15 protein-coding genes are annotated in these 17,534 nt (G+C 73.3%); 8 read left to right on the plus strand and 7 right to left on the minus strand.

The annotated features are described in order from the left end of the window. Window positions 1–542 (minus strand): PspC domain-containing protein (locus tag ACSMHG_RS07975; RefSeq protein WP_435743462.1); only part of this gene is annotated, 542 nt, incomplete at its 3' end. A gap of 157 nt (window positions 543–699) precedes the next feature. Between ACSMHG_RS07975 and ACSMHG_RS07980 the strand changes: the two genes are divergently transcribed. The 4 genes from ACSMHG_RS07980 (at window position 700) to ACSMHG_RS07995 (ending at window position 4,545) form a co-directional block, all read left to right on the plus strand. Further along, window positions 700–1,980, plus strand: coding sequence for an ATP-binding protein (locus ACSMHG_RS07980; RefSeq protein WP_435743464.1), 1,281 nt, complete (start codon window positions 700–702; stop codon window positions 1,978–1,980). Beyond that, a complete protein-coding gene (locus ACSMHG_RS07985; protein ID WP_435743466.1) occupies window positions 1,973–2,671 on the plus strand; it encodes a LuxR C-terminal-related transcriptional regulator in 699 nt (232 codons plus the stop codon). Before ACSMHG_RS07980 ends, ACSMHG_RS07985 begins: the two co-directional genes overlap by 8 nt. Window positions 2,672–2,740: 69 nt before the next feature. Then, complete coding sequence (locus tag ACSMHG_RS07990) at window positions 2,741–4,159, plus strand: APC family permease (protein WP_435743468.1); 1,419 nt, start codon at window positions 2,741–2,743, stop codon at window positions 4,157–4,159. 29 nt (window positions 4,160–4,188) lie between these two features. Next, window positions 4,189–4,545 carry a hypothetical protein gene (locus ACSMHG_RS07995; RefSeq protein WP_435743470.1) on the plus strand — a complete coding sequence of 119 codons (357 nt, stop codon included), beginning with the start codon at window positions 4,189–4,191 and terminating at the stop codon, window positions 4,543–4,545. Window positions 4,546–4,645: 100 nt separating this feature from the next. Here ACSMHG_RS07995 and ACSMHG_RS08000 read toward each other — a convergent pair whose 3' ends face one another. Next, entirely contained in the window at window positions 4,646–5,680 is a 1,035-nt protein-coding gene (locus ACSMHG_RS08000) for a type IV toxin-antitoxin system AbiEi family antitoxin domain-containing protein (protein ID WP_435743472.1), read from the minus strand. 236 nt (window positions 5,681–5,916) lie between these two features. On the opposite strand from ACSMHG_RS08000, the gene pcrA reads away from it, so the two are divergent. Beyond that, complete coding sequence (pcrA, locus tag ACSMHG_RS08005) at window positions 5,917–8,349, plus strand: DNA helicase PcrA (RefSeq protein WP_435743474.1); 2,433 nt, start codon at window positions 5,917–5,919, stop codon at window positions 8,347–8,349. 114 nt (window positions 8,350–8,463) lie between these two features. On the opposite strand, the gene ACSMHG_RS08010 is transcribed toward pcrA, so the two are convergent. Continuing rightward, window positions 8,464–9,366, minus strand: a complete 903-nt coding sequence (locus tag ACSMHG_RS08010; RefSeq protein WP_435743476.1) for a M23 family metallopeptidase — start codon at window positions 9,364–9,366, stop codon at window positions 8,464–8,466. A 376-nt stretch (window positions 9,367–9,742) separates the two neighbouring features. On the opposite strand from ACSMHG_RS08010, the gene sucC reads away from it, so the two are divergent. Beyond that, entirely contained in the window at window positions 9,743–10,909 is a 1,167-nt protein-coding gene (sucC, locus tag ACSMHG_RS08015) for an ADP-forming succinate--CoA ligase subunit beta (RefSeq protein ID WP_435743662.1), read from the plus strand. 31 nt (window positions 10,910–10,940) lie between these two features. After that, the gene (sucD, locus tag ACSMHG_RS08020; protein WP_435743478.1) at window positions 10,941–11,822 is read left to right on the plus strand and encodes a succinate--CoA ligase subunit alpha; all 882 of its coding nucleotides are present in this window, start codon (window positions 10,941–10,943) and stop codon (window positions 11,820–11,822) included. Window positions 11,823–11,903: 81 nt separating this feature from the next. On the opposite strand, the gene ACSMHG_RS08025 is transcribed toward sucD, so the two are convergent. The 4 genes from ACSMHG_RS08025 to ACSMHG_RS08040 all read right to left on the minus strand — a co-directional run bounded on the left by ACSMHG_RS08025 (window position 11,904) and on the right by ACSMHG_RS08040 (window position 16,192). After that, on the minus strand, window positions 11,904–12,236 hold the full coding sequence (locus tag ACSMHG_RS08025) for a YnfA family protein (protein WP_435743480.1): 333 nt from the start codon (window positions 12,234–12,236) through the stop codon (window positions 11,904–11,906). Window positions 12,237–12,284: 48 nt separating this feature from the next. After that, on the minus strand, window positions 12,285–13,625 hold the full coding sequence (locus ACSMHG_RS08030) for a hypothetical protein (RefSeq protein WP_435743482.1): 1,341 nt from the start codon (window positions 13,623–13,625) through the stop codon (window positions 12,285–12,287). A gap of 43 nt (window positions 13,626–13,668) precedes the next feature. Continuing rightward, window positions 13,669–14,184, minus strand: a complete 516-nt coding sequence (locus ACSMHG_RS08035) for an RNA polymerase sigma factor (protein ID WP_435743484.1) — start codon at window positions 14,182–14,184, stop codon at window positions 13,669–13,671. 127 nt (window positions 14,185–14,311) lie between these two features. After that, on the minus strand, window positions 14,312–16,192 hold the full coding sequence (locus tag ACSMHG_RS08040; protein WP_435743486.1) for a hypothetical protein: 1,881 nt from the start codon (window positions 16,190–16,192) through the stop codon (window positions 14,312–14,314). 71 nt (window positions 16,193–16,263) lie between these two features. Between ACSMHG_RS08040 and ACSMHG_RS08045 the strand changes: the two genes are divergently transcribed. Beyond that, window positions 16,264–17,529, plus strand: coding sequence for a cell division protein PerM (locus tag ACSMHG_RS08045; RefSeq protein ID WP_435743488.1), 1,266 nt, complete (start codon window positions 16,264–16,266; stop codon window positions 17,527–17,529). The last annotated feature ends 5 nt before the right edge of the window (window positions 17,530–17,534 follow it).

Consider the following 17,534-nt stretch of genomic DNA (forward strand, 5'->3'; position numbering starts at 1 on the left):
GGCGCGGGCGCCGGCCCGGCGGCCGCGCCGGCGGGCTGCCACGAGCCCGGCGGCTCCACCGGGGCCGACGGGGCCGACGGCTTGCGCCGGCCCGATCGGTTGAGCAGGAGGAGCGCCAGCAGGGCGACGACCGCGAGTGGCCACGGGAAGCCGAACACCCCCCACGAGTCCCCGACCACGGCGAGCAGCGCCACGACGCCGACCACGGTCAGCGCCACCGTGCGGGTCCGGTCGTCGAGGTGGAAGGGGGCGTCGGTGTCGTCGTCCTCGGGCACCAGCAGCCAGACGGCGCCGTAGAGGACCAGGCCCGCACCGCCGAAGAAGACGAGCACGACGAAGACCACCCGCAGGAGGACGGGGTCGACGTCGAGGTGGCGAGCCAGGCCACCGGCGACGCCGGCGACCTTCCGGTCGGTGGTGCTGCGGCGGAGGCGGCCGAGGTCGCGGACCTCGTCGCGTCCGACGCGGGGTCCGTCGTGGTCCGGCCCGGGGCCGCGCGCGGCGTCGGGCTCGGCAGGGGCGTCTGGTGGTGTGGTGCTCACGGTCCCCAGCCTGCCGCCGGGGGGACGCCCTGACCATCGGGGAGACCCCTGACCGGCGTCCCCGAGGCCCGCCGGCGTCCCCCGGTCGTCACTCAGGGTCGCGCCGGGGGTCAGCCCCGGTGCTGCGGCGGCCGCCGGGTGCGACGATGGGTGGGAGATGAGTGCCCAGACCGCCACGCAGTCGGACGACGACGTCCGCCGCGCCTACCGCGACACCACCGAGCCGGTCGTCGGCGGCGTGGCCGCGGGCCTCGCCCGCCACCTCGCGGTGCCGGCCATGTGGGTGCGCGCCGCCTTCCTGCTGACCACGACCTTCGGTGGCCTCGGCGTGGTGCTCTACGCGGCCCTGTGGCTGGTGCTGCCCGCCGACACGAGGGTGGAGGTCCAGGCACCGGGCCTGGAGAGCGCCACCCGCACCGGTCGGCGTCCCGGCCGGGTCCGGCGCCTCGTCGACGTCGGGCCCGCCGTCGCGCTGGCGGCGCTCGGGCTCGGCGGACTGCTCACCGTGCAGGCCGCCCTGGGCAGCAGCGCGGTGCTGTGGCCCCTGGTGCTGGCCGGCGTCGGGGTCGCGCTGCTGTGGCGGCAAGCCGACGAGGTGCAGCGGGAGCGCTGGCTGGACCGGACCGGCCGGGCCGGCCCGGTGCGGATGGTGGTCGGGAGCGGCGGGTGGGCGTCGTACCTGCGGGTCTGCCTGGGCCTCGCGCTGGTCATCTCGGCGTACTTCGTCGTCGGGTTCGGCAGCGGGTCGCTGGAGCAGGCCCGCGGCGCGCTGGTCGCCGTCGGGCTCGGCGTGCTCGGCATCGCGCTCGTGGCGGGCCCGTTCGTGGTCCGCCTGGCGGCCGACCTGGCCTCCGAGCGCGCCGAGCGGGTGCGGACCCAGGAGCGGGCGGACGTCGCGGCCCACCTGCACGACTCCGTGCTGCAGACGCTGGCGCTCATCCAGAAGAACGCCGCCGACCCGGGCATCGTGGCGCGGCTCGCGCGGGCGCAGGAGAGGGACCTCCGCGGGTGGCTCTACTCGCAGGGCCCGGCCGACGAGCAGACCCTCGCCTCGGCGCTGCGAGGCGTCGCCGCCGAGATCGAGGACGCGCACGGGGTGTCCGTCGAGGTGGTCACGGTCGGCGACTGTCCCGTCACCGGCTCCCGGAGCGCGCTCGTGGCAGCGACCCGGGAGGCGGTGACCAACGCGGCCAAGCACGCGGGGACCGGCCACGTCGACGTGTACGCCGAGGTGTCGGCCGGCGCGGTCGACGTCTTCGTGCGCGACCGCGGCCGGGGCTTCGACCCGGAGCAGACGCCGACGGACCGGCACGGCGTCCGGCACAGCATCGTGGGGCGCATGGAGCGGCACCACGGATCGGCCGAGATCCGGTCCCGGGCCGGTGAGGGGACGGAGGTGCGGCTGCACCTGCCGCGACAGGAGGAGAAGGATGGTTGACCAGCCGTCGGCGGCCGAGCCCGCCGGGACCGTCAGCGTCGTGGTCGTCGACGACCACGCGATGTTCCGCCGCGGGGTCCGCGCGGAGCTCGAGGGGGTGGGTGCGGGCGTGGTCGACGTCGTGGCGGAGGCCGCCGACGTCGACGAGGCGGTCGCGGCGATCTCGTCGTACGGCCCGGACGTCGTGCTCCTCGACGTCCACCTCCCGGGTGGCGGCGGTGTCGAGGTGATGCGGCGGGTCGCGTCGTCCCCGACCATCGGGTCGTCGGGGTCGCCGAGGTTCCTGGCGCTGTCGGTCAGCGACGCCGCCGAGGACGTCATCGGCACCATCCGCGGCGGTGCCCGCGGCTACGTCACGAAGACGATCACCGGGCCCGAGCTGGTCGCCGCGATCGGCCGGGTGGCCGAGGGCGACGCGGTCTTCTCGCCCCGGCTCGCGGGCTTCGTCCTCGACGCGTTCTCCGGCTCCATCGAGGTCGCCGCGGTCGACGAGGACCTCGACCGGCTCACGGAGCGCGAGCGCGAGGTGATGCGGCTGATCGCGCGGGGGTACGCCTACAAGGAGGTGGCCAAGGAGCTGTTCATCTCGATCAAGACCGTCGAGACGCACATGTCCAGCGTGCTGCGGAAGCTGCAGCTGTCCTCACGCCACGAGCTGACCCGGTGGGCGTCGGACCGACGCCTGCTGTGAGCCGGTCGTTTCGCCCGTAGGGGGGAGGGGTATCTGCTCGTCACCCCACTCCCGGAACGAGGTCGGACGATGGCCCACGACACCATCGAGCACCAGCCGGCGGCGGACGACGAGCTCAAGCGCTCGATCACCGGACGCCAGCTCTTCTTCTACACCCTGGGCGACGTGCTCGGCTCGGGCATCTACGTGCTCATCGGGCTGGTGGCCGCGGCCGTCGGCGGTGCCTTCTGGATCGCCTTCGCGGTCGGCGTGACGATCGCGGCGATCACCGGCTCGGCGTACGCCGAGCTGGTGACCAAGTACCCCAAGGCGGCGGGCGCGGCCCTCTACGTCAACAAGGCGTTCGGCAACAAGGCACTGACCTTCCTGATCACCGTCTCCTTCCTGTCCGCGAGCTTCGCGGCGGCCGGCTCGTTGGCGAGCGGGTTCGCCGTCTACTTCGCCAGGCTGTGGGAGGGCCCCCCTGCGCTGGCGGTCACGCTGCTGTTCATCCTCGCGCTGACCATCGTGAACTTCATCGGCATCACGCAGTCCGTCGTGGTCAACATGCTGATGGCCTTCGTCGAGATCGTCGGACTGGTCATCGTGCTGGTGATCGGGATCTGGCACATCGCCGAGGGCAACGCGGAGTTCGGCACCCTGACCGAGTTCGACACCGGCGGCGACCACTGGTCGCTCGCCATCCTGGCGGGCGTCGCGCTGTCGTTCTTCGCGATGACCGGGTTCGAGAACACCGCGAACGTCGCCGAGGAGACGGTCGACCCGCAGCGCTCGTTCCCGCGGTCGCTCATCGGCGGCATGGCGGTCGCGGGCGTGATCTACGTGCTCGTCTCCGTTGCGGCGGCCCTCACGGTCCCCACGGACCGGCTCGCCGACTCGGATGCGGCGCTCCTCGAGGTGGTCGAGGCCGGGATCCTGCCCGTCGACACCGGCCTCATGAGCATCCTCTTCGCCGTCATCGCGATGATCGCGATCACCAACACCACGCTCGTCGCCGTGGTGACCCAGCCCCGCATCCTCTACGGCATGGCCAACGAGGACGTCGTCCCCGGCGTCTTCGCCAAGATCCACGCCACCCGGCGCAGCCCCTGGGTCGGTCTGCTCTTCAGCGGTCTCGTCGTCGGGCTGCTGTTGGTCGTCGGGACCTACGCGCCAGAGGTCCAGGACACACCACTGGTCGAGCGGCTCGCGTTGGTGACCGTGCTCTTCCTCCTCTTCATCTACGCGCTCGTCATCGTCGCGTGCCTCAAGCTCCGAGGGCAGGACGAGACCGAGCGCACCTTCCGTGCCAGCACCCCGCTGCTCCTCCTCGGGCTGGTCGGCAACATCGCGATCCTCGCGTGGTCGGTCTACGACGACCCGACGTCGCTGCTGTGGTGCGCCGGCCTGGTCGCGGTCGGCCTGGTGCTCTTCCTGCTCGAGTACTTCTTCGGCCAGCAGGACCGGCCGGAGGGCGCCGAGCGCGGCGACCCGAGCCTGAAGTCCTGAGCGAGGCCGGGGTGCTCTAGGGTCCGGCCATGGACACCGTGCGTCTCATCCTGCTCTTCGTCCACATCCTCGGCTTCGCAGCACTGCTCGGCGGCCTGCTGGTCCAGGCTCGCGAGCCCTTCAAGCAGGTCAACGCCGCCATGCGCGACGGCGCCGGCACCGCGGTCCTCGCGGGCCTCGCGCTGGTCGGCGTGCTCGAGGCGGGCGACGGGGACCTCAACCACGCCAAGATCGGCGCCAAGCTCGTCGTCGGCCTGGTCATCCTCGCGCTGGTGATGGCCAACATCCGCAAGGAGCGCATCCCGCAGGGCCTGTGGGCCGGCCTCCTGGTCCTCACCGTGCTCAACATCGCGCTCGCCGTCTTCTGGGCGCCCGCCCACGTCTGACTCGGCCCCGGACCGATGTAACGACAAGTTCGCCACTGTTCCTGCACGTTGCGGCGTGCCGGAACAGCGGCGAACGTCGCGTTACATCACCGCAGCGCGGTCATGCCGCCGGCGGCGGCCGCCGCTGCCGTACGCGGTACGGCGCCAGGTCGCTGATGTCGGTCCCGAACCGGGCGTCGGTGTCGGCCACCTCTCGTTCGAGCCGCACGCGTGCAGCGTCCCGCCCCCGACCCCAGACGTCGTCCCAGACCAGCCGGCTCATGCCCAGCTTGTGGCCGCAGAGCCAGTCCTGCCGACGCTTCTCCTCCCAGACGACGTCCTCGGGCGCACGCCCGTCACCGCCATCGCGCCCGTACTTCTGACGACCATCGAACTCGATCAGGTGCCTGCCCAGCCGAAGGTCCACGAAGGCCACGCGACCGTCGTCGGCCAGTCCGAACTGGGTTTCCGGGCGTCCACGGCCCAGCTCCTCGACGAGGAGCCGTGCCAGCGACTCCCCGACCGACTCGGAGCCCGGATCGCTCAGCTCGATGGCCTGCCGCACGACGTTCACGCACGGCCATGACCGCATCCTTGCCACGACGTCCCACACCTCGGTGGCGGACACGCCGGCCCGCAGCGCAGCGTCGACAGCCGTGACGCCGACCAGCAACCCGTGCTCCCGGGCGACGTCGACGGCGGTCCGGGCCATCCCGAGCACGGGCACTCCGTCGACCGTGGTGGGCCGGTCGACGGGGCCGTACGGTGCCAGATGATGCTTGACCCCGTGCCGGAACCGGCTGCGCTGCGGTCGTGAGCGCGCATCTCCGGGCACCGGCACCGTCAGGTGGGTGACCGGTGTCGCGGGCAGCGGAATGGCCATGCCCCACACCACGGCTGCGCTCTCGTGGCTGCGGACATGGTGGAGCCGTGTGGCGAGGGCTGCGGCATCATCGTGCAGCCGTTGACGCTCCGACCGGGTCGCGAGGGCGGCCACGCGCTCACGCTCGGCGTACACGCCCCGGCGGACCGCCACCCACGAGCCGGTCCGCACCAGCCGGTCGACCTCCCGCTCGGTCATCCCGGCCGCGAGAACGGTGCGCCGTCGCACCAGGTGGGGCGGTCGTCGGAAGGCGGCGGCGATGGCGGGATGCATGCCCCTAACGTCGTGCCGTGCGGGCGGACGGGGGGTCCGTCATCGGGCGGTTGTGGACGAGTCCGCCGGCCCGGCTCCTGTGGAGGCTCGTGGGACGGAAGCAGGGTCGCCACTCATGTAACGACAGGTTGGCCGCTGTTGCTGCACGCTGCAACGTGCGGGAACAGTGGGGAACGTCGCGTTACATCCGAGCCGGGCCACCGGGGTCGGCGGGCGCACGTAGGCTGGGCCGCAGCATGAGCACCCCCTCCCTTCCCGGCTTCGAGCACCTCCTGGCCGCCGCAGACCAGCCCGAGCCCGAGCCCCGCACGCAGCGCCGGGGGCCGAGCCGCGAGGAGCTGCTCGACGGGCTCAACGAGCCGCAGCGAGCGGCCGTCGTGCACGCCGGTGCGCCGCTGCTGGTCGTCGCGGGGGCCGGGTCCGGCAAGACCCGCGTGCTCACGCGGCGGATCGCGTGGCTGATCCAGGAGCGGCAGGCGCACCCGGGGTCGGTCCTGGCGATCACCTTCACCAACAAGGCCGCCGCGGAGATGAAGGAGCGCGTCGAGGAGCTCGTCGGCAAGCGGGCCCGGATCATGTGGGTGAGCACGTTCCACTCGGCGTGCGTGCGGATCCTCCGCAAGGAGATCACGGCCCTCAACGGGTCGGGGCTGGGCTACAAGTCCAATTTCTCCATCTACGACGCGGCCGACCAGAAGCGGCTCATGCAGCTGGTCTGCAAGGACCTCGACCTGGACCCGAAGCGGTACCAGCCGGGCGCGCTGCTGCACTGGGTCAGCAACCACAAGAACGAGCTGCGCGACGTCGACGAGGTCAAGCGCGACGCCCGCAACAAGCTCGAGGAGACCTATGCCGCGGTCTACGAGCTCTACCAGCGGCGGCTGCGCGAGGCCAACGCCCTCGACTTCGACGACCTGATCATGACCACCGTCCACCTCTTCCAGGCGTTCCCGGAGGTGCGGGAGGCCTACCGCCGCCGGTTCCGCCACGTGCTGGTCGACGAGTACCAGGACACCAACCACGCCCAGTACGCCCTGATCCACCAGCTCTGCGCGGTGCAGCGCGAGGAGACCGGCGCAGGCGGCGAGCGCGTCGACCCCGCCGAGCTGATGGTCGTCGGTGACGCCGACCAGTCGATCTACGCCTTCCGCGGCGCCAACATCCGCAACATCCTCGACTTCGAGCAGGACTTCCCGGACGCCACCTCGATCCTCCTCGAGCAGAACTACCGCTCGACCCAGACCATCCTGAACGCCGCGAACGCCGTCATCGGGCACAACAAGGGTCGCAAGCCCAAGCGGCTGTGGTCCGACGCGGGGGACGGCGCCCGCATCGTCGGGTACGTCGCCGACGACGAGCACGACGAGGCGCGCTTCGTCTCCCAGGAGATCGACGACCTCGTCGACGAGCACGGCGTACGCCCCGCCGACGTCGCGGTCTTCTACCGCACCAACGCGCAGTCGCGTGTCTTCGAGGAGGTGTTCATCCGCACCGGCCAGCCGTACAAGGTGGTCGGGGGAGTGCGCTTCTACGAGCGGCGCGAGGTGCGGGACGCGCTCGCCTACCTCCGCATGCTCGCCAACGCCGACGATCAGGTCAGCCTGCGACGCATCCTGAACACGCCGAAGCGGGGGATCGGCGACCGGGCCGTGGCCTGTGTCACCGCCCTGGCCGAGCGCGAGCGGATCACCTTCTGGGAGGCGCTGCGGCGTGCCGAGGAGGCCCCCGGCCTGGCGACGCGGTCCTTGAGCTGCATCCGCTCCTTCGTGGCCATGGTGGAGGAGCTGCAGTCGATGGTCGACGCCGGCGAGCGCGCCGACGTCGTGCTCGAGTCGGTTCTGGCGCGGTCGGGCTACCTCGCCGAGCTGGAGGACTCCGACGACCCGCAGGACGCCACCCGGGTGGAGAACCTCGCCGAGCTCGTGGCGGTCGCCCGCGAGTTCTCCGACGACCCGGTCGCCGGACCGTCGGCCGACCCCTCCGACGTCGACGCCGGCACGGTGGCACCGGGGCTCTCGGACTTCCTCGAGCGGGTCGCGCTCGTCGCCGACACCGACTCGATCCCGGAGTCCGACGAGGGCGTCGTCACGCTGATGACGCTGCACACCGCCAAGGGGCTGGAGTTCCCGGTCGTCTTCCTCACCGGCCTCGAGGACGGCGTCTTCCCGCACGCGCGGGCCCTGGGCGACCAGCCCGAGCTGGAGGAGGAGCGGCGGCTGGCGTACGTCGGTCTCACCCGCGCCCGCGAGCGGCTCTACATCTCCCGAGCGGTCGTCCGCTCGGCGTGGGGTGCGCCGGCGCACAACCCCGGCTCACGGTTCCTCGACGAGCTCCCCGTCGACCTCGTCGACTGGCGCCGCACCGCGGCGGCCCAGACCTCCTGGAGCCGTCCCGACCTCTCCGGCAGCGCGCGGTTGGGCCAGCCCACCGCGGCCGGGCGCCGGAACTTCTCCTCGGCCGCACTCCGGGCCGACGCGGCCGCCAAGTCCAAGCCGGCTCGGGAGGTGCCGTCGCTGGAGCCCGGCGACCGGGTGCTCCACGACTCCTTCGGCATGGGCACCGTCGTGGCGCTCGAGGGCGTCGCCGAGAAGGCCGTCGCCTCGATCGACTTCGGCTCCGAGGGCGTGAAGCGGCTGCTGCTGCGCTACGCGCCGGTGGAGAAGCTCTAGCGAGGACGCGTCAGCGGACTCGCTGTTGGTGGTCGAGCAAGCCGCGCGACCGAGGAACGAGGTCGCGACCGGCGTGTCGAGACCCGGTGACATGCCCGCCCACGGTGGGGACCGTCAGGGCGTCAGACCGTGGACCATGAGCGCGGCGTACGGGTCCGTCGGGTCGCCCGCGCCCGGCCGGACCTCGAGGTGCAGGTGCGGCCCGGTGACGTTGCCGGTGGAGCCGACGCTGCCGATGACCTCGCCCGCGCGGACGACGTCGCCCTCGGAGACCGTCATCGAGTTCTGGTGGCAGTACCACAGCTCGGTGCCGTCCTCGAGGGTCAGCACCGTCTTGTTGCCGTAGGCGCCGTCGTACCCGACGCTCGTCACGACCGCGTTCGCCATGGCGACGAGCGGGGTGCCGGTGGGAGCGGCGAAGTCGAGGCCGGTGTGGTAGCTGGCCCACAGGCCGTAGTCGCCGAAGCGGGCGGTGAGCCGGTAGCCCTGCAGCGGGAGCACCCACTGGTTCTTGGCGATCTGCTGGGCGTGCGCCTCGGCGTCCTTCGCGAACTGGGCCAGGGTGGTGTTGCGCTGGCGCATCTGCTTCGACGCCTCGGCGACCAGCTCGGCGTCGGCCGTGTCGGCGACCGCGTCGCGGCGGGAGTCGCGACTCACGGTGGCACCGCGGTCGTAGGTGTCGACGCTGCTGGTGCCGCTGGCGCCGCCGAGGGCGCTGGCCTGCTGCACCTTCGGCGCCTCGACGACGGGGGTGCCCTCGTTCGCGGCCACGGTGCCGCCGATGGAGACGGCGAGGGCGGCGGCGCCGAGGAGGACCGGCGCGGAGGGCAGCGCCCGCAGCCGCGGAGCGCGCGCGGTGGTCTGCTTGACCGCCTTCCGCTTGCCCGGCTGGGCGCGGACCAGCGGGATCTCCACGGTCACGTCGTGGTCGCGGAAGACGGTCGTGGCGTCGTCAGCGGTGGAGGGCGTCGCGGTGAGGACGCGGTTTGCGCCGGCGCCGGACCGGGTAGAGGACATCTGCGGGGTCCCCGAGTGGCTGCGGCGAGGGCCGCGACGTTCCGCTCGGTGGTTCCCCATGGACGGTGACTCCGTTGCTGTCGGCTGCAGGTGCGCTTCCGGGCCCGCAAGGGGCGAGCCCAGACTGTAACGGACGTGTCACGGCCCTTGAAATCGGGCTGGACCGGCATGTGGACGACACGTGTCCTCGAGGGTGCCTGACGTGCGCCGATCGGCGTAGTCGAACCGGCCGTGTCGTCCATCACGTCGGCGGTGCCCGCCCTCGTCATCGGTGCTGCCGCCGGACTAGGGTGCCGCGGAGACCTTCCCGGGCCGCCGCGCGCACCTGCGCGCCGTTCGAGACAGCCCGGACCCATGACGAGGACTGGTGGATTCAGTGGACCTGATGGAGTACCAGGCGAAGGAGCTCTTCGCCAAGCACGGAGTCACGACGACACTCGGGGTGGTGGCGGAGACCGCCGAGGCCGCCAAGGCCGCTGCCGAGGAGATGGGCGGCGTGACCGTCATCAAGGCCCAGGTCAAGGCCGGCGGCCGTGGCAAGGCCGGCGGCGTGAAGCTCGCCAAGACCGCCGACGAGGCCTTCGAGCACGCCTCGAACATCCTCGGCATGGAGATCAAGGGGCTGACGGTCAACCGCGTGCTCGTCACGCCGGCCACGCCGCCGCAGGAGGAGTACTACTTCTCCTTCATGCTCGACCGCGCCAACCGCCAGTACCTCTGCATCGCCTCGGTCGAGGGCGGCGTGGAGATCGAGGAGGTCGCCAAGACCAACCCCGACGCGGTCAAGCAGATCCCGATCGACCCGGGCACCGGCGTCGACGAGGCGAAGGCGCGCGCGATCGCCACCGAGGCCAAGTTCCCCGAGGCCGTCTTCGAGCAGGCCGTGACGATGATCCAGGCGCTCTACCGGGCCTTCGTCGAGGAGGACGCCACGCTGGTCGAGGTGAACCCGCTCGCACGGCTCGAGGACGACAAGCTCGAGGCGCTCGACGGGAAGATGTCGCTCGACGAGAACGCCTCCGAGGTGCGCCACCCCCACCACGCGGAGTTCGAGATCCGCGAGGAGGCCGACGCGCTGGAGTCGAAGGCCAAGGACAAGGGTCTCAACTACGTCAAGCTCGACGGCCAGGTCGGCATCATCGGCAACGGCGCGGGCCTGGTCATGTCGACCCTCGACGTGGTCGCCTACGCCGGCGAGAAGCACGGTGGCGTCAAGCCCGCCAACTTCCTCGACATCGGTGGCGGGGCGAACGCCCAGGTGATGGCCGACGGCCTCGACGTGATCCTCAACGACCCGCAGGTCAAGAGCGTCTTCGTCAACGTCTTCGGCGGCATCACCGCCTGCGACGAGGTCGCCAACGGCATCAAGGGCGCCCTGGAGATCCTCGGCGACGAGGCCACCAAGCCCCTGGTCGTCCGCCTCGACGGCAACAACGTGGAGGAGGGCCGCCGGATCCTGGACGAGCTGAACCACCCCCTGGTGACGCAGGTCGACACGATGGACGGCGCGGCCGACAAGGCCGCCGAGCTGGCCAACGCCTGAGAACGCCGACGAAGGACGAGGAAGACCAACAATGTCGATCTACCTGAACAAGGACAGCAAGATCATCGTCCAGGGCATGACCGGTGGGATGGGCTCCAAGCACACCACCCTCATGCTCGAGGCCGGTTCCACCATCGTCGGCGGCGTCAACGCGCGCAAGGCCGGCACCACCGTCGAGCTCGCGGGCAAGGAGCTGCCGGTCTTCGGCACCGTCGAGGAGGCCATGAAGGAGACCGGCGCCGACGTGTCGGTCGTCTTCGTGCCGCCGGCGTTCACCAAGGACGCCTGCATCGAGGCCATCGACGCCGGCATCGGCCTGCTCGTCGTGATCACCGAGGGCGTGCCCGTGCAGGACACCGCCGAGGTGTGGTCCTACCTGCAGGGCAAGCAGACCCGCATGATCGGTCCCAACTGCCCGGGGATCATCACGCCCGGGGAGTCGCTGGCCGGCATCACCCCGCACACCATCGCGGGGAAGGGCCCGGTCGGCCTGGTGTCGAAGTCGGGCACGCTGACCTACCAGATGATGTACGAGCTGCGGGACTTCGGCTTCTCGACCGCCATCGGCATCGGCGGCGACCCGGTCATCGGCACCACCCACATCGACGCCCTCGCGGCGTTCGAGGCGGACCCGGAGACCAAGGCGATCGTGATGATCGGCGAGATCGGCGGCGACGCCGAGGAGCGGGCGGCGGCCTTCATCAAGGACAACGTCACCAAGCCGGTCGTCGGGTACGTCGCGGGCTTCACCGCCCCCGAGGGCAAGACGATGGGCCACGCCGGTGCAATCGTGTCCGGCTCGTCCGGCACCGCGCAGGCCAAGAAGGAGGCCCTCGAGGCCGTCGGCGTCAAGGTCGGCAAGACGCCGTCGGAGACCGCCGAGCTCATGCGGGAGATCCTCAAGGGTCTGTGAGCCCGCCGGGCCCACTGCTGGGTCCCACGGCAGCAACCACGACGAAGGCCCCCGGCGCTGCCGGGGGCCTTCGTCGTCTGGTCAGGCGCGCGGGGAGTACATGATCACCGCGACGCCGACCAGGCAGATCGCCGCACCGGTGACGTCGTACCGGTCCGGGCGGAAGCCATCGACCGCCATGCCCCAGGCCAGCGAGCCGGCGACGAACACCCCGCCGTACGCCGCGAGGATCCGGCCGAAGTTCGCGTCCGGCTGCAGCGTGGCGACGAACCCGTAGAGGCCGAGCGCGACGACACCGAGGCCGGCCCACAGCCAGCCCCGGTGCTCGCGGACGCCCTGCCAGACCAGCCAGGCGCCGCCGATCTCGGCGAGGGCGGCGACGGCGAAGAGGAGCAGCGAGCGGGCGACGGTCATGGGGCCGATCCTGCCGGACCGGCCCCTGACCGCCTCACCCCCGGCTGCTCACAGGCCCGCCATCGCCTCCAGCACGACCGTGCTCTCCTCGACGATCCGGTTGAACGCGTCCTGCACCTGGCCGCCCACGTTCGGACCGGCGCCCCCCTCGTCGTCAGCGGTAGCCAGCAGGACGGTGCGCCCGACCCGGACGACCAGCACGGTGCTCATGCCGGGTATCGGCGAGCCGCCCGACTCGTAGCGGGTCACCGCACCGCCGGCCGCGTCGCCGAGGTCGGAGACGTCGGTGATCACCTGGGTCAGCCGGCGGTCGGGGCCGGTGGTGACGCCGCCGATGCAGCCCTCGAAGACCGCCAGCACCGAGCGGCGGTACGCCTCGGCGGCCTCCTCGTCGGCGAAGGCGACGAGCTGCCGCTGCCGGTAGTCCTCCGGCGCCGTCCAGCTGGCGCGGAGCAGGTCGACGTGGGGCGGGACCGGCGCCGTGGCGCCGCACGCCTGCGGCACCAGCGGCTCCAGCGCCCGGCTCGGGCCCTCGAGGCCGAAGCCCTCACCCTCGTCCGAGGTCGGGTACCCCGCGGCCAGCGGGAAGTCGTCCGGCAGCGTCGCGGCGGCCGGAGCCTCCTCGCCTCCGGTGTCGTCGCCCCCGGTGTCCTCGCCGGGGGCGTCGTCGACGTCGCACGGGTCGGCCGCGAAGATGCACAGCTCGGCCAGCGGCTCTGCCGCACGCTCGAGCTGGTTTGCGAGGTTGAACTCCACGGCCTGGTCCTCGGCGGCCGACCCGAAGCCCTGGTCGAGCAGGACGGCGTTGCCGGTCCGGGCGACCTGGGTGGTCGTCAGGTCGGCCCAGCTGCCGTCGTCGAACCGCACCCGGTCGACGACGACGAACGACTCCTCCGTCGCGAGGTCGCGGTCGAGGACCTCCGTCACCCGGGTGGTGTCGTCCGTGACGGGCTGCTCGGGGCAATCCGCGACGGCCCCGCGGATGTCGTCGACGGCCTGCGCAGCGGCGTCGGCGTCGGGGTAGAGGGCCAGGGTCCGTCCCGAGCGGCTCTCGACTCCGTCGCCGCGCGACTCGCGCGCCACGTCGACGGTGCCGGTGTCGGTCCAGAACGGCGTCCCGCAGGGGGTTGCCGCGTCCAGTGCCGGCTCGTCGATCGCCTGACCGCCGAGGCCGGCGCCGAGCGGGAAGCCCTCGGGGACCTCTTGGCGCCACTCGACCGAGGGGGCCGGCTGGATCTCACGGTCGGGCTCGTCGCCGTTGACGACGGCGAGCGGCACGGCGACGACGGCCAGCGCGGCGACGGCGCCGCCCACGGTGGCCAGGGCGGTGTTGCGGCGCCGCATCCGGTCGCCGCGGCGGCGCACCTCGGAGGCGGGCATGGGGTTCACGGGGGTTCCTTCCGGGCGGAAGCTCTCGAGGTCTCGGATGGGGTCACGCACGGCTCGCTCCCTCCTGGTAGTCGGTGCAGCCGGGGTCGTCGGAGAGCAGCGCGGCCAGCGCCGTGCGGCCGCGGCTGAGCCGGGCCTTCACGGTGCCCTCGGGCACGCCGGTCTCCCGGGCCACCGCCTGCACGGGCAGGTCGGCGATGTGGTGGAGCACCAACGCCTGGCGCTGGGCCTCCGGCAGCTGCTTCAGGGCGGCCACGAGGGCGACGTGCGCCTCGCTCGGGGCGGCGGTCTGTGTCGGCGCCGACAGGGCCCGGTCCGCGGGCCGCCGGCCACGCGTCGTACGCCGCCAGCGGCTGACCGCGAGGCGGTAGGCCGTCGTGCGCACCCACGCCTCGGGGTGCTCGGCGCGCTCCAGCTTCCGGCGGTGCGCCCAGGCCCGCACGAAGGCCTCCTGGACGCACTCCTGCGCCTCGTCCCGGTCCCCGATCATGGCGTACACCTGACCGGTGATCCTCTGGAACGACGCGGTGTAGAAGTCGTCGAACTCGCGTTCGTCCATCGACTCGTTCCTCGTCTCGCTTGCTCTCCTGCGCCGGCCCGTGCGGGCCGGTCAGGAGGGATACGCCCCCGTCGGGCACACGGTTGCACGCGGGAACGGGGGAGCTTGGCCGCCGGGCCGGCGAGGCTCAGCCGCGGCGGGGCGCGGGGTGCTCGTGCAGGCGCTCCAGGGCGCGGCGGGCGAGGCCGATGAAGTCGGAGTCCGACATGGTCCTGGCGCCGGCCGGGACGAAGCCGAGCTGGGCGACCGCGTCGTCGGCGCGTGCGATGGCGACCAGGTAGCGCACGGTGGTGTCCTCGGAGACCTCGGTGGAGACCGCCCAGACGCCCAGGTCCTCGCGCCGGCCGTCGGTCTGCGCGAGCCGGCGGACCTCGGTGGTGAGGTCGTCGTCGGCGCAGCGGTCCATCTTGCGGCGGACCGCGTCGACGAAGGCCTGCCCCTTGCGGGCGGGGAGGGCCGCAGCCGTCTCGGAGAGCCCGAACTCCGGCGGAAGGCCGGCCTCCAGCACGACGAAGGTCCGGGTGACGTCGCGACTGGTGCCGCCGCCGCGGAACGAGGTGCGGTCGCACGGCGTGGCAGCCGGGTTCTGGTGCGCGCGGACCGCCGGGGTGCCGGTCCACGGGCGCCGGACGTCGCGGACCGGGGGCAGGTCGACCTCCGAGAGGAGGCTGGGCACCTCGCCGACCGGCAGCGGGCGGACCGGCCGGGCGGTCGGCCGCCCGGCGCAGGAACCGGCGTCGGGCATGGCGCACAGGGCGTCGACCGCATCGGCCAGCAGGCGGGCGCCGCCGCCGACGTCGGGCCGGGCGTCGCCGCGGACCTGGTAGGTGGTGGTGGTGGTGACCCGGCCCGTGCGGGCCACGCCGACCACGGTCGTGCGGACGGGGCGACCCCAGTCGCGGAGCGTGAAGAGCGTGGCCTCGTCACCGACCCGGTCGACCCGGCGGGTGCCGAGCAGCTGGGTGCGGCCCTCGTCGCAGGAGGCGTACCACCCGAGCGCCCGGCGGTAGGTACGGCGGGCCGCCCGGTCGCTGCGGGAGGACTCCGCCAGCTGGCCGGCGGTCCGGCGCGGGCCGCCCCCCGCCGTGGCTTCGAAGGTCCGCAGCAGTGCCGCGCGGCCGGCGGGGTCGGCGTACCGGTCGGCCTGGCAGGGCAGGACCCGGCCGTCGCCCTCGGTGTTGCCGTCGGTCGAACGGATCCGCCAGCGCCGTCCGTCGACGTTCGACCCCACCTGCCCGGCGGTGAGCAGCGCCTCGGTGGCGAGCGGGGGGACCGGCTCGGCGGGCTGCTCGGTGGGGGTCGACTGCTGGGCGGCCGGCATGGTGGCCCGGTCCAGGGTCGGCCGGACCCCTGCGCCGTCGCTGACCACGGCACCGCTCACCACCAGCGCAGCGACCGTCGCGACGACCCCGGCGGTCGTGTGGGCCCGGCGCCGGGCCGAGCCCGAACGGCGCACGATGGAGGGCCGGGGCCAGCGCACGTCGGCGGCGGCGGCGGCCAGCGGGGCCAGCAGCAGCCCGATGTCGGCCCGGCCCACCTCCCGCGCCGCGGAGAACCGGGTGGCGGCTTGCTGCAGCTCGCGCTCGGCGGCGGCCGCCGGGAGGCCCACCTCGCGGGCCATCTCCTCCAGCGGGACGGGTGCGACGGCCGAGAGCACCAGCAGTCGCCGCTGGACCAGCGGCAGGTCCGCGAGGGCGTCGAGGGTGGCGCGCACCTCCGGGGCCAGGTCCTTGTCCCGGTGGCCGAGCCGGGCGGTGTGCCGCCGCTGCGCGTAGGACCAGGCATGCGGACGCGCCCATGCCTCGGGGTCGCCGCCGCGGGCCACCTTGGGCCAGTGGTGCCATGCCACGACGAAGGTGTGGCGCACCGCGCTGCGGGCCGCCGTGAGGTCGCCGGTCAGCGCCCACGTCTGCACGAGCAGCCGCTCGCGGGTGTGCTTGTAGAACGCGTCGAACTCGTCGGTCGCCCGCGCGTCGTCGGAGTGCGCGAGGCGGGGCAGGGGCAGCATGGCCCCTCCACGGTACTTCGCGGCGTGGCGCCCCGGCGACTCCAGGACCGGCCGTCATCATCGGGAGGGTCATGACCTCCCTGCTGCCGCCCTCGACCGCCCGGGACGCCACGGCCGGCACCCGGACCGGCCCCGGCGCCGACCCGGCCCACCGCCGCCCCCTCGTGCTCGTCGCGACCTTCGGCGGCGCCGCCGCGGCGGCCGGGACCCTGCTGGTCTGCCTCGCCCTCGGCGTCGTCGGCTGGTTCCTCTCCGACGCAGGTGCCCACGGCACCGCGAGCGACGGGCTGCGCGTCGGCGCGACCGGCTGGCTCCTGGGCCACGGCTCGGGGGTCCGGGTCCAGGGCGCGGTCCTCACCGCCGTACCGCTCGGCATCACGCTGGTGTGTGCCTGGGCGGTGTGGCGGCTGGGCCTGCGCGTCGGCGACGCGGTCTCCGGCCACGGCCCCGACGCGGACCGGATCGCCGACGGCGAGCGCGACTGGACCGTGCCGGTCGCGGCGGCCCTGCTCACCGCCGGGTACGTCGTCGTGGCGGTCCTGACCTCGGCGGTGGCCACGGCGCCGGACTCGGGGGTCGGCACCGGCCGGGTGGTGGTCTGGGCGGTGCTGCTCTGCCTGGTCCTCGGTGCGCCCGCGGTCGCGGTCGGCTCCGGCCGGGCGGCCATCTGGGCCGGGCGCCTGCCGGTCCCGCTCCGGCTGGCCCTGCCGGCGTGCCGCGGCATCCTGGCCGGCTGGCTCCTCGTCTCCGGGGCGGCGCTGCTCGGCGCGCTCCTGCTGGACCTCGGCACCGCGGCGAACGTCCTCTCCCAGCTGCACACCGATGCAGGCGCCGCGACCCTGCTCGTCCTGCTCTCCTTGCTCGTGGTGCCCAACGCGGTGGTCTTCGCCGGGTCCTACCTGCTCGGCCCCGGCTTCACGGTCGGCGTGGGCACCGTCGTGTCGCCCTCGGTCGTGGCGATCGGCCCGCTGCCGATGTTCCCGCTCCTGGCGGCGCTGCCCGACGACCGTCAGCCCTCCACCTGGGCGGCGGCGGTCGCGGTGGTCCCGGTCGTCGTGGCCGCGGTGGCGCTGGCGCGCGACCACCGGGCCCGTCCGGCGGGGGGCTGGGGCGAGGCGGTCGCCCGCGCCCTGGTGGCGGGCGTCCTGGCCGGCCTCGCCTTCGGGCTGCTCGCGGCCCTGGCCGGGGGAGCGGTGGGCCCGGGCCGGATGCGCGAGGTCGGGCCCTTCGAGCTGGAGGTCGTCGTGCACGCCGTGAGTGCCTTCGGTGTCGGTGGCCTCGTCGGTGCGGTGGCGACGACGTGGTGGCAGCGGCGGGGGAGCGAGGCGGCTCAGTAGGCTTC

The sequence above is a fragment of the Nocardioides ureilyticus genome (assembly GCF_051280745.1).
Taxonomy (GTDB): domain Bacteria; phylum Actinomycetota; class Actinomycetes; order Propionibacteriales; family Nocardioidaceae; genus Nocardioides.

Excerpts from the sequence above, each read along its gene's own strand:
- ACSMHG_RS08010 (WP_435743476.1), bottom strand. The coding sequence starts at position 9,366 with ATGTCCTCTACCCGGTCCGGCGCCGGCGCAAACCGCGTCCTCACCGCG.
- ACSMHG_RS08040 (WP_435743486.1), bottom strand. The coding sequence starts at position 16,192 with ATGCTGCCCCTGCCCCGCCTCGCGCACTCCGACGACGCGCGGGCGACC.
- ACSMHG_RS07980 (WP_435743464.1), top strand. The coding sequence starts at position 700 with ATGAGTGCCCAGACCGCCACGCAGTCGGACGACGACGTCCGCCGCGCC.
- ACSMHG_RS07990 (WP_435743468.1), top strand. The coding sequence starts at position 2,741 with ATGGCCCACGACACCATCGAGCACCAGCCGGCGGCGGACGACGAGCTC.
- ACSMHG_RS08045 (WP_435743488.1), top strand. The coding sequence starts at position 16,264 with ATGACCTCCCTGCTGCCGCCCTCGACCGCCCGGGACGCCACGGCCGGC.
- ACSMHG_RS08000 (WP_435743472.1), bottom strand. The coding sequence starts at position 5,680 with ATGCATCCCGCCATCGCCGCCGCCTTCCGACGACCGCCCCACCTGGTG.
- ACSMHG_RS07985 (WP_435743466.1), top strand. The coding sequence starts at position 1,973 with ATGGTTGACCAGCCGTCGGCGGCCGAGCCCGCCGGGACCGTCAGCGTC.
- ACSMHG_RS08025 (WP_435743480.1), bottom strand. The coding sequence starts at position 12,236 with ATGACCGTCGCCCGCTCGCTGCTCCTCTTCGCCGTCGCCGCCCTCGCC.
- sucD (WP_435743478.1), top strand. The coding sequence starts at position 10,941 with ATGTCGATCTACCTGAACAAGGACAGCAAGATCATCGTCCAGGGCATG.
- ACSMHG_RS07995 (WP_435743470.1), top strand. The coding sequence starts at position 4,189 with ATGGACACCGTGCGTCTCATCCTGCTCTTCGTCCACATCCTCGGCTTC.
- ACSMHG_RS08035 (WP_435743484.1), bottom strand. The coding sequence starts at position 14,184 with ATGGACGAACGCGAGTTCGACGACTTCTACACCGCGTCGTTCCAGAGG.
- pcrA (WP_435743474.1), top strand. The coding sequence starts at position 5,917 with ATGAGCACCCCCTCCCTTCCCGGCTTCGAGCACCTCCTGGCCGCCGCA.